Here is a 10,872-nt window from a genome sequence, read left to right on the forward strand (position 1 = left end):
TGAGAGGGTAAGGCTCCCAGTAGACGACTGGGTTGATAGGCCGGATGTGGAAGCCCTGTAAGGGGTGGAGCTGACCGGTACTAATAGGCCGAGGGCTTGTCCTCAGTTGCTCGCGTCCACTGTGTTGTTCTGAAACAACGACCCCGCATCCCGGGCCACGGGATTGTGTGCGGCTTGTTTCGTAGTGTTTCGGTGGTCATAGCGCGAGGGAAACGCCCGGTTACATTCCGAACCCGGAAGCTAAGCCTCGTAGCGCCGATGGTACTGCAGGGGGGACCCTGTGGGAGAGTAGGACGCCGCCGAACAATCATTCACAAATGACCCCTCATCCGGGAACGGATGGGGGGTCATTTGCATGTCCGGACCAGTTCATTCCGGGCGATGGCCTGCGCGATGGCCTGCGGGTTCGTCCCCACCCGGCCGGCGGAGGGCTGTGCCTCGGCTCCGGTCGGGCTCTGGAGCCATCGCGTCAGTGGGGGTGCGACGCGGCTTGAGGCGCCCGGGTGGACGGCAGGGCGGCCGTCGGTGAGACGAAGGTGTACCACGGGTGCGAACCGTCAAAAAGCCGCTAAATCTGCCCATCTACTAGGCTGATCAGGGGAGATCCGCTCACAAGGCCGTAGTCTCGAAGCTGGCGAACAGGTGTCCGGGGGCGGTGTCCCCGGCTGGGATCAAGAATGGTGCGCATGGCACGCGGCAGGCTGCGGATCTACCTCGGGGCGGCCCCCGGGGTCGGAAAGACGTACGCCATGCTCGCCGAGGCCCAGCGGCGGCTGGTCCGGGGCACCGACGTGGTGGTCGGGTTCGTCGAGCACCACAATCGGAAGTTGACGGCCGGGATGATCGACGGTCTGGAGACCGTCCCGCGTCAGGAGCTGATCCACCGGGGGGCCGTCTTCAGTGAGATGGACCTCGACGCCGTCCTGAGGCGCAAGCCCGCCGTCGCCCTGGTGGACGAACTCGCCCACACCAATGTCCCCGGCTGCCGCAACGCCAAGCGCTGGGAGGACGTCGAGGAGCTGCTCGCAGCCGGGATCGACGTGGTCTCGACCGTCAACATCCAGCACCTGGAGTCGCTCGGCGACGTGGTCGAGGGCATCACCGGCGTGCGGCAGCGGGAGACCGTCCCGGACGAGGTGGTCCGCCGGGCGGACCAGATCGAGCTGGTCGACATGTCCCCGCAGGCGCTGCGTCGCCGCCTCGCGCACGGCAACGTGTACGCGCCCGAGAAGATCGACGCCGCGCTCTCCAACTACTTCCGCCCCGGCAACCTCACCGCGCTGCGTGAACTGGCGCTGCTCTGGACGGCCGACCGGGTCGACGAGTACCTCCAGCGCTACCGGGCCGAGCAGGGCATCGAGGGCACCTGGCAGGCCCGCGAGCGGATCGTGGTCGGCCTCACCGGCGGCCCCGAGGGAGCGACCCTGATCCGCCGGGCGGCCAGGATCGCCGACCGCGCGTCGGGCGGTGAGCTGCTGGCCGTGCACATCGCCCGGTCGGACGGGCTGACCGGCTCCGGTTCGCCGCGTGCCCTGATCGAGCAGCGGGCGCTGCTGGAGAGCCTCGGCGGCAGCTTCCACACCGTCCTCGGTGACGACCCGGCGGCGGCCATGCTGGACTTCGCCCGGGGCGTCAACGCGACGCAGATCGTGCTCGGCTCCAGCCGCCGCCGCGCCTGGCAGTACATCTACGGCCCCGGCGTCAGTGCCACCGTCACCCGCGACTGCGGCGACATCGACGTGCACATCGTCACTCACGAGCACGCCGCCAAGGGCCGGGGCAAGATCCCGATCCGTAAGATCACCGATCTCGGTCGCGCGCGTACCGTGGCCGGCTGGCTGATCGGTGTCACCGGGCCGCCGCTGCTGGCCGTGTTCCTCACCCATCTCCACGGGCTGGGCCAGGCCACGGACATGCTGCTCTTCCTCTCCGTGACGGTCTGCGCCGCCCTGGTCGGCGGTCTGCTGCCCTCCATCGCCTCCGCCCTGGTGGGCTCCGCGACGCTGAACTACTACTTCACGCCCCCGGTCCACAGCTTCACGATCTCGGCGCCGCAGAACATCCTCGCCGTCGGCATCTTCACCGGGGTCGGCATCTCCGTCGCCTCGGTGGTCGACCTGGCCGCCCGCCGTACCCAGCAGGCGGCCCGGAGCCAGGCGGAGGCGCAGACGCTGAGCGCCCTCGCCGGTACCGTGCTGCGCGGCGCGCCCAGCGGGGACGGGCTGCTCACGGCCCTGCTCGGCCAGGTCCGGGAGACCTTCCAGCAGGACTCCGCCGCTCTGCTGGAACGTCCGGACGAGCACGGGCCCTGGCACTTCGCCGCCTCGAGCGGCTCGCAGCCGCCCGAGCGGCCCGAGCACGGCGACGTGGACGTCCCGGTGGGGGAGAACCTCGCGCTCGTTCTGCGCGGACGGGTCCTCCCGGCCGCCGACCGCCGCCTGCTCGGCGCGTTCGCCGCCCAGGCGGCCGTGCTGCTGGACCGTCGCCGACTGGCCGGCGAGGCGGCCGCCGCCCGCCGGGAGGCGGAGGGCAACCGGATTCGTACCGCGCTGCTCGCCGCCGTGTCGCACGACCTCCGGACGCCGCTCGCCGGTATCAAGGCGGCGGTCAGCTCGCTGCGCTCCGAGGACGTCGAGTGGGACGAGGCGGACGAGGCCGAGCTGCTGGAGGGGATCGAGAACGGCGCGGACCGGCTCGACCACCTGATCAACAACCTGCTCGACATGAGCCGCCTGCAGACCGGCACCGTCACCCCGCTGATCCAGGAGACCGACCTGGACGAGGTCGTCCCGTTCGCGCTCGGGGGAGTGCCGCTGGAGTCGGTCAAGCTCGATGTCCCCGAGACGCTCCCGATGATCCACGCCGACGCCGGGCTGCTGGAACGCTCGTTGGCCAACCTGATCGAGAACGCCGTCAAGTACAGCCCCGACGGCGTGAAAGTCCTGGTCAAGGCCGGTTCCCTGCATCCGCCCGGAGGCCCGGGGAGAGTCGAGCTGCGCATCGTCGACCGTGGCCCGGGTGTGCCCGAGGAGGCCAAGGAGCGGATCTTCGCTCCCTTCCAGCGCTACGGTGACGCCCCGCGCGGCGCCGGAGTGGGCCTCGGTCTCGCCGTCGCCCGCGGCTTCGTCGAGGCGATGGGCGGCACCGTGGCCGCCGAAGACACCCCTGGCGGCGGGCTGACCATGGTGGTCACCCTCCCCGCCGTAGATCTACCGGACAACCCCCAACTGCCAACGAACCGAAAGGCGGAGCCCGTATGACCCGGGTCCTTGTCGTGGACGACGAACCGCAGATCGTCCGCGCCCTGGTGATCAACCTCAAGGCCCGCAAGTACGAGGTCGACGCGGCCCATGACGGTGCGAGTGCGCTGGAGCTGGCTGCGGCCCGCCATCCCGACGTGGTCGTCCTCGACCTCGGGCTGCCCGACATGGACGGTGTCGAGGTGATCAAGGGCCTGCGCGGCTGGACCAGGGTCCCGATCATCGTGCTCTCCGCCCGGCACGCCTCCGACGAGAAGGTCGAGGCGCTGGACGCCGGCGCCGACGACTACGTCACCAAGCCCTTCGGCATGGACGAGCTGCTGGCCCGGATGCGCGCCGCCGTGCGCCGGGCCGAGCCGGTGGCCGGGGAGGACGACTCGATGGTCGTCACCGAGAGCTTCACCGTCGACCTGGCCGCGAAGAAGGTCAACCGGGACGGCGCCGACGTACGCCTCACGCCGACCGAATGGCACCTGCTGGAGGTGCTGGTCCGCAACGCCGGCCGGCTGGTCAGCCAGACCCAGCTGCTGCAGGAGGTATGGGGCCCGGCCTACCGCACCGAGACCAACTACCTGCGGGTCTACCTCGCCCAGCTCCGCCGGAAGCTGGAGGCCGACCCCTCGCACCCGCGCCACTTCATCACCGAACCGGGCATGGGTTACCGCTTCGAGGCGTGACCCGGGCGGCCCCTGGTCCGACCCGGACCGCTCGAGCGCCGACCTCGGGAGCCCTGGAGCCGGTACCCTTCGGGCATGAGTGGTGACAACAGCAGCGACCAGCCGCAGGGCCGCTTCCGACGCATGCTCAGCCGCCTGACCTCCTCCGCCGAGGAGCTCCAGGCCCAGGAGCTGCGTCAGGACGCCGCGGAGTCGGGCTGCACCCCGATCGCCAGCTGCGGGGACCGCGAGCTGGTGACCGTGGCAGGCACCCTGCGGACAGTGACACTCCGTCCCAGGGCCGGTGTACCGGCCCTGGAGGCGGAACTCTTCGACGGCAGCGAGGCCCTGGACGTGGTCTGGCTCGGCCGTCGTTCGATCATCGGCATAGAGCCCGGCCGCCGGCTCATCGCCAGCGGCCGGATCAGCCATGCGCGCGGACGCCGCGTGCTCTTCAACCCCCGCTACGAACTGCGTCCTGCCGGACACGGGAGCGAGTGAGAGTGACCAATCTGCCAGGCGGCGAACCCGCCGCCCGCACCGTCGCGCCCGACGACTTCGGTCGCTATGTCGACCAAACCCTGACCGAGGCGGTGGAGTCGACGGCGGAGGAATGGCGGGCCCCGGAGACCGCCGAGGAAGCCGCGGCCCGGGAGGCGGCCGCCTCCAAGGAGGCCGCCGACACCATCCTGAAGGCGTTCGGCGGGATCCGCGGCATGGTCGACATGACCCTGCCCGGCCTGGTCTTCATCCTGACCTTCAACATCACCCACCAGATCCCCACCGCCGCCTGGGCCGCCCTCGGCCTGAGCGGGATCTTCGTCGTCATCCGGCTGTTCCGCCGGGAGACCATCCAGCACGCGTTCAGCGGCGTGTTCGGGGTCGCGATCGGCGCCTGGATCTCGATGAAGACCGGGAAGGCGGAGAACTTCTACCTGCCCGGCCTGCTCTACAACGTCGGCTACTGCGTCGCGCTCGCGATCTCCGCGCTGGTCCGCTGGCCGCTGGTCGGCCTGATGCTCGGGCCCGTCACCGGTGAGATGTTCACCTGGCGGACGGAGAACCCCGGACGGCTCAAGGCGTACACCAAGGCGACCTGGGCCTGGGTGGTGATCATGGGCATCAAGCCGGTGATCCTCTTCCCGCTGTACTTCACCGGCAACACCACCCTGCTCGGCTGGCTCAAGACGGCGCTCGGCATCCCCGCGCTCGTCCTGGCGATGTACGTGACCTGGCGGATCCTGCTCAAGGCCCCGGCACCGATCAAGGCCCCGGTCGAGGAGGAGTAACACCCGCGCAGCTGTGAGGGCCCGTACCCGGCAAGCGGGTACGGGCCCTCACACCTGTGGTGCTACTGGGCGCCGGAGACCACCGAGAGCAGGTCTTCCAGCTCCTCCTCGCGCTCCTGGGCCGCCACGAAGAGCAGCTCGTCGCCGCCCTCCAGGGTGTCGTCCTTGCCGGGGACCAGCACCCGTCCCTCGCGGATGATCGTCACCAGTGCGGTGTCCTCCGGCCAGCTGACGTCGCCGACCCGGGTGCCGACCAGTTCGGTGTCGGCCGCCAGCGTCAGCTCGACCAGGTTGGCGTTGCCCTGGCTGAAGCGCATCAGGCGGACGAGATCGCCGACACTGACGGCCTCCTCGACCAGCGCGGACATCAGACGCGGCGTGGAGACCGCGACGTCGACGCCCCAGGACTCGTTGAAGAGCCACTCGTTCTTCGGGTTGTTCACCCGGGCGACCACGCGCGGCACGCCGTATTCGGTCTTCGCCAGCAGCGACACGACCAGGTTGACCTTGTCGTCACCGGTCGCGGCGATCACCACGTGGCAGCGCTGCAGCGCGGCCTCGTCCAGCGAGGTGATCTCGCAGGCGTCGGCCAGCAGCCATTCCGCCATCGGCACCCGCTCCACCGAGATGGAGCCCGGGTTCTTGTCGATCAGCAGGACGTCGTGGCCGTTCTCCAGCAGCTCGCCCGCGATCGAGCGGCCGACCGCGCCGGCCCCGGCAATTGCGACTCGCATCAGTGCTCACCCTCCTGCGGGCCCTTGGCGAAGGCCGCCTCGACGGCCGCCTGGTCCGCCCGGCGCAGCGTCACGTGCACCAGATCGCCTTCCTGCACGACCATCTGCGGCGTGGGCAGCATGCCCTCACCCAGCCGGGTGACGAACGCGACCCGGGAGCCGGACGCCTCCTCCAGCGCGCTCAGCTTGTGACCGACCCAGGACGGCGCGTAGGCCACCTCGGCCATCTGCACGCTGCCGCTCGGGTCCTGCCAGAGCGGCTCGGCGCCGCTGGGCAGCAGTCGGCGGAGCATCTGGTCGGCCGTCCAGCGGACGGTGGCGACGGTCGGAATGCCCAGGCGCTGGTAGACCTCGGCGCGCCGGGGGTCGTAGATCCGGGCCGCGACGTGCTCGACGCCGAAGTTCTCCCGGGCCACCCGCGCGGCGATGATGTTCGAGTTGTCGCCGCTGCTGACGGCGGCGAAGGCACCGGCTTCCTCGATGCCCGCCTCCCGCAGCGTGTCCTGGTCGAAACCGACGCCGGTGACCCGGCGCCCGTTGAACCCGGAACCGAGCCGACGGAAAGCCGTCGGGTCCTGGTCGACGACGGCCACCGAGTGACCCTGTTTCTCCAGCGCTCTCGCGAGGGCCGAACCCACGCGTCCGCAACCCATGATGACGATGTGCACGGGACGCTACCTCACCCAGTCCGTCGGGGTCATGACCTGCGCAAACACCGCTCATCATCCTTCCGCACCCCGCATCCGGGGGTGATCTCCAGGCCACGCCTTCGGTGCGGCACGACGGGGCAGCAGAGGCGCTGCCCGCAAGCTCATCATCCGACACGCTAGCCGCTCCGCCGAACGCGGTCTCGCTGAAGGTAGCGCCTTGAGGTCGGCGGCAGGGCGAAGAACCCCTACGATTCCTTATGGTGCCTGCGACACAAGAGTGCACTTCGGCCCAAGGGACGTCCGCCGTTCAGCCCGGCGTGATGGTTACTTCCGTACTCTGGCAGCTGGAGTCCTCCGAGCGGCGCAAGCCGCTGTGGGCCCGGCCGTGTGGTTGGGAGCCTCCACAGCAGACCGCCCGCCGCAGACCGCCCGAAGGCAGACCGCCCAGAGGCTGACAGCTCAGAGCTGGTGGCTCTGAGCCGCCAGACCAGACCGCAGACGACGACCCCAGCAAGGACGCAACCTCGTGAGCCGCAATACCCCGCCCCGCTCCTCCGGCAAGTCGGCCAAGTCCGGCGGCAAGTCCGGTGCGAAGTCCGGTGCCAAGTCCGGCGCCAAGCCGGGGCAGGTCGCCCGTCCGCGCTGGGGAGCCAGGCCCGCCCGACCGGAGGCCACCGACCGCGACGGCTTCACGGCCCAGACCGCTCCGCTGGCGCCGGGTGAGTCGTCCCCGCCGCCCGCCGCAGTCGCCAAGAAGGCCGCCGACGCGCGGAAGGCTGCCGGTGGCGGCGCCAAGCGGCCCGCCGGAGCGGAGTCGAAGGGAGCCGCCGGGGGAGCCGCCGGGGGCGACTCCAACGGCCGGCGCGCGCCGCGCAAGCAGGCGGTCCGCCCGCCGAAGGCGCTGCGGACGGCCAAGCCCGTCCTGCGGGTCCCGGCCGGTGACCCGCTGGTCGGCGAGCGTTACGAGGTCGAGGTCGGCCCGGTCGCGCACGGTGGCGGGCACTGCGTGGCCCGGCACGAGGGGCGGGTGCTGTTCGTACGGCACACGCTGCCCGGCGAGCGGGTGATCGCTCAGGTCACCGAGGGCACCACCAAGTCCCGCTTCCTGCGGGCCGACGCGGTGGAGATCCTCACCCCGTCCAAGGACCGCATCGCGGCTCCGTGCCCGTTCTCGGGCCCCGGCAAGTGCGGCGGCTGTGACTGGCAGCACGTCACCCCGGGCGGGCAGCGCAAGCTCAAGGGGCAGGTGCTCACCGAGCAGCTCGCCCAGCTGGCCGGGCTCACCCCCGCCGAGGCGGGCTGGGACGGCAGTGTCGAGCCGGTCGGCGGCAAGCTGCCGCCGGGCGAGGTGCCGCAGTGGCGCAGCCGGATCCAGTACTCGGTCGACCAGGAGACCGGTGAGGTCGGCCTGCGCAAGCACCGCTCGCACGACCTCCAGCTGATCGACCGCTGCCTGATCGCCTCCGAGGGCGTGACCGAACTCGGCCTCGAGACCCGCGACTGGACGGGCCTGACCTCGGTCGAGGTGATCGCCTCCTCGGGCTCCTCGGACCGTCAGCTCATCCTCACCCCGGCGCCGGGCGAGCAGCTGCCGCTGGTCGAGCTGGACAAGCCGGTGTCGATCTCCCGGATCGACGAGCAGGAGAACTTCCACCAGGTGCACGGCCGCACCTTCGTCCGCGAGCGGGCGGCGGGCCGCACCTGGCGGGTCAGCAACGGCGGCTTCTGGCAGATCCACCCCGAAGCCCCGGACACCCTGGTCACCGCCGTGATGGCCGGTCTGGATCCGCAGTGGGGCGAGAACGCCCTCGACCTGTACTGCGGTGTCGGCCTCTTCGCCGGGGCGCTGGCGGACCGGGTCGGTGACGACGGCGCGGTGCTCGGCATCGAGTCCAGCAAGCAGGCCGTCCTCGACGCTCGCCACAACCTGGCGGCGCTGGAGAACGTCCGGATCGAGTGCGACAAGGTCGAGACCCTGCTCCCGCGCACCGGGATCGACTCGACCGACCTGATCGTCCTCGACCCGCCGCGTACGGGGGCCGGCCGCGAGACCGTCCGCCACCTGGCCGGGCTGTCGGCCCGCCGGATCGCGTACGTCGCCTGCGACCCGGCCGCCCTCGCGCGTGACCTGGCCTTCTTCCGCGAGGGGGGCTACCGCCCGGTCTCGCTGCGGGCCTTCGACCTGTTCCCGATGACCCACCATTTCGAGTGCGTGGCGATCCTGGAGCCGATCGGCGGCGCCGCCGCGTAGCGGCCTGCGGTACGCGTCCTGACGGGCCGCGTGAACGGGAACTCTCCCGTTCGCGCGGCCCGTCGGCCGTTCGGGGGTGGCCGGAGGGGTGAGCCCGGAGACATGAGCTGCTGGTCCCGGCTATGTCCCAGGACGGGTGACAGGAGAGCTTTCGGGGCAGCCTCCTCGGCGGAAGCCCGAGACGGGACGGGACATCGCACCTCAAGCAGAGGGTCAAGCTTCACTGCGGCATCCCTCGACTGTCACGTCCGGGACGAGAACTCTGTCGGGCTTGCCGAGCGGGCCCGCCCAGAACGCCAGGGTGCTCACCACGACGGCGAGCGCGATGCCCGCGTAGACGTCCGCGACCTGGTCAGTCCGCTGAATCAGCCAGGCGCCGCCCAGCGCGCCGATCGGCTGTCCGGCGCCGGCTACGACCATGGCGACAGACTGGACTCGTCCCAGGTACTCCTCGGGCACGATGCTCTGGCGGAGTGTGAGAGTGCGTATGGCGAACAGGACCGGTAGCCCGGCGGCCGCCGCCCACAGGATGCAGGACGGCCAGAACGAGGAACTGCGGGACATGGCGAAGATGAGGCAGCCCCACACGGTGGGCATGCCCAGGATGACGCTGCGGAAGGAGAGGCGCCGGGTTATCCGGCCCGCGGCGAAGGTCACGGCACCGATGCCGACGCCGTCGGCAGCGAACAACAGACTGACCTGGGTGCCGTCGGCGGCGAGGTGTACATGGGCGAAGTAGACGATCTGCGACCAGATGGTCCCGCTCAGGATGTTGAAGAAGACCGACAGCATCGCGATGCTCCGGAGCACAGGATGTCCCATGACAAGGCGCAGACCGGCCCTGATGTCAGCCCGGACCGTCGCCCCGGTATGGCGGCGCCGTCCGTTGAAGGGAGTTCGGATCATCCTCAGTGCGAACGTCGAGACGAAGAAGGAAGCCGAGTCGAAACCGAAGACCCAGGAGACCGGCATTCCGCCGCCGACGAGAGCGCCGGCGATGACCGGGCCGAACACAGAGGCGACCGCGTAGCAGCCCTGCAGTCTGCCGTTCACCGCCGCGAGGTTGCTTCTCCCGGTGAGCGCCGGGACCGCAGTGCCCTCGACCGCTCGGGACACCAGGCCGAGCGACGTGTTCGTGAACGCGATGCCGTACAGCCAGAGGGCGTTCAGGTCGTGGACGAGCCACAGGCCGGGGATCATGCCGATGACCACGCCTCGGATCGCGTTCGACCCGGCGAGCGCGCGCAGCCGGTCCACCCGGTCGACCCACGCGCCCACCACCAGCCCGAACAACACGTAGGGGAGGAACGTCGACAGCGTCGTCAGGGCCAAGTTCCAGGCCGAGCCTGTGAGCTCGAAGACCAGCAGTGGGAGGCCGAAGGCCGTGAACGACGAGCCGAGGCTGGAGACCACCTGGCCGGTGAGGTACAGCCGCAGGTCCCGCCGACCGGTCGCGGCCGTGCGCCTGGGGTCGGCCTCTGGCGCGGTCGGAGGCCGACGGTCAGCGGGGCGCGGCCGCACGGGCGACGACGATGTCGGCGAGTTGCACGGGCGTGCTCGCGGCGAAGACGTCGCGGATCGTCACCTTCACCTGGAGCGCGTTCTGGAGCTTCGCGACGAGGACGCCGGCCAGCACCGAGTTCCCGCCGGATTCGAAGAAGTCCGAGTCCGGGCTGATCTCACCGTCGGCGTCGAGGATGTCGGCGAATATCCCGATGATGTCCGCCACCACCGGCCCGTGTTCCGTCGTGGTCGCCATGAAGCCTCCGGTTGTTCCAAGGGCTGCGTCGGGAGCAGCGCTGATCGGGATGCCTTGCGAGGTGGATGCTAGGAGCACGGCCTTTCCCCTCGCTTTCGCCCGCCGTCCAGCGAAAAGGTGTCGAAAGCGCCTCCGAAGATCCTGGGAGGGTACCCGCGGGTTCAGCTCGCCGAAGCTTGGCGAGCCCCGCAGACCGCTCATGGAGGGGCAGGGCGTTGAATCACGAGGAGGTTCCGATCACTGGGGACGGGGACGTGTCGGACTCTGGGGCGC

9 protein-coding genes and 2 rRNA genes are annotated in these 10,872 nt (G+C 70.4%); 7 read left to right on the forward strand and 4 right to left on the reverse strand.

Translation table 11 applies throughout. The features are described from left to right. The 6 genes from P3T29_RS21375 to P3T29_RS21400 all read left to right on the forward strand — a co-directional run. Positions 1-104: ribosomal RNA gene (locus tag P3T29_RS21375) — 23S ribosomal RNA — on the forward strand; the annotation flags it as partial. 84 nt (positions 105-188) lie between these two features. Further along, positions 189-305 (forward strand): 5S ribosomal RNA (gene rrf / locus P3T29_RS21380). Between the two features lie 381 nt (positions 306-686). Then, positions 687-3,260 carry a sensor histidine kinase KdpD gene (locus P3T29_RS21385; protein ID WP_280718164.1) on the forward strand — a complete coding sequence of 858 codons (2,574 nt, stop codon included), beginning with the start codon at positions 687-689 and terminating at the stop codon, positions 3,258-3,260. Next, positions 3,257-3,937, forward strand: a complete 681-nt coding sequence (locus tag P3T29_RS21390) for a response regulator (RefSeq protein WP_280718165.1) — start codon at positions 3,257-3,259, stop codon at positions 3,935-3,937. The genes P3T29_RS21385 and P3T29_RS21390 overlap by 4 nt, the downstream gene beginning before the upstream one ends. 75 nt (positions 3,938-4,012) lie before the next feature. Continuing rightward, positions 4,013-4,417: an OB-fold nucleic acid binding domain-containing protein gene (locus tag P3T29_RS21395; RefSeq protein WP_280718166.1), complete on the forward strand. Its 405-nt coding sequence runs from the start codon at positions 4,013-4,015 to the stop codon at positions 4,415-4,417. Between the two features lie 2 nt (positions 4,418-4,419). After that, entirely contained in the window at positions 4,420-5,205 is a 786-nt protein-coding gene (locus P3T29_RS21400) for a DUF3159 domain-containing protein (protein WP_280718167.1), read from the forward strand. 62 nt (positions 5,206-5,267) lie between these two features. Here the strand turns inward: P3T29_RS21400 and P3T29_RS21405 are convergent, their stop codons facing one another. Together P3T29_RS21405 and P3T29_RS21410 are read right to left on the reverse strand one after the other, a co-directional pair. Beyond that, positions 5,268-5,939, reverse strand: a complete 672-nt coding sequence (locus tag P3T29_RS21405; protein ID WP_280718168.1) for a TrkA family potassium uptake protein — start codon at positions 5,937-5,939, stop codon at positions 5,268-5,270. Further along, on the reverse strand, positions 5,939-6,607 hold the full coding sequence (locus P3T29_RS21410) for a TrkA family potassium uptake protein (RefSeq protein WP_280718169.1): 669 nt from the start codon (positions 6,605-6,607) through the stop codon (positions 5,939-5,941). Before P3T29_RS21410 ends, P3T29_RS21405 begins: the two co-directional genes overlap by 1 nt. Positions 6,608-7,511: 904 nt before the next feature. On the opposite strand from P3T29_RS21410, the gene P3T29_RS21415 reads away from it, so the two are divergent. Beyond that, positions 7,512-8,840 (forward strand): class I SAM-dependent RNA methyltransferase, encoded by a 1,329-nt coding sequence (locus tag P3T29_RS21415; RefSeq protein WP_280718244.1) that lies wholly within the window; start codon positions 7,512-7,514, stop codon positions 8,838-8,840. Positions 8,841-9,053: 213 nt separating this feature from the next. On the opposite strand, the gene P3T29_RS21420 is transcribed toward P3T29_RS21415, so the two are convergent. Both P3T29_RS21420 and P3T29_RS21425 read right to left on the reverse strand, forming a co-directional pair. Next, entirely contained in the window at positions 9,054-10,361 is a 1,308-nt protein-coding gene (locus tag P3T29_RS21420; protein ID WP_280718170.1) for an MFS transporter, read from the reverse strand. Further along, on the reverse strand, positions 10,342-10,599 hold the full coding sequence (locus P3T29_RS21425) for an acyl carrier protein (protein ID WP_280718171.1): 258 nt from the start codon (positions 10,597-10,599) through the stop codon (positions 10,342-10,344). The genes P3T29_RS21420 and P3T29_RS21425 overlap by 20 nt, the downstream gene beginning before the upstream one ends. Between the last annotated feature and the right edge of the window lie 273 nt (positions 10,600-10,872).

Origin of the sequence: Kitasatospora sp. MAP5-34 (genome assembly GCF_029894335.1) — a bacterium.
In the GTDB taxonomy this organism is placed as follows: domain Bacteria; phylum Actinomycetota; class Actinomycetes; order Streptomycetales; family Streptomycetaceae; genus Kitasatospora.

What these genes read in the sequence shown, in the direction of transcription:
- P3T29_RS21385 (WP_280718164.1), top strand. Translation starts at nt 687, where the DNA reads ATGGCACGCGGCAGGCTGCGGATCTACCTCGGGGCGGCCCCCGGGGTC.
- P3T29_RS21390 (WP_280718165.1), top strand. Translation starts at nt 3,257, where the DNA reads ATGACCCGGGTCCTTGTCGTGGACGACGAACCGCAGATCGTCCGCGCC.
- P3T29_RS21395 (WP_280718166.1), top strand. Translation starts at nt 4,013, where the DNA reads ATGAGTGGTGACAACAGCAGCGACCAGCCGCAGGGCCGCTTCCGACGC.
- P3T29_RS21405 (WP_280718168.1), bottom strand. Translation starts at nt 5,939, where the DNA reads ATGCGAGTCGCAATTGCCGGGGCCGGCGCGGTCGGCCGCTCGATCGCG.
- P3T29_RS21425 (WP_280718171.1), bottom strand. Translation starts at nt 10,599, where the DNA reads ATGGCGACCACGACGGAACACGGGCCGGTGGTGGCGGACATCATCGGG.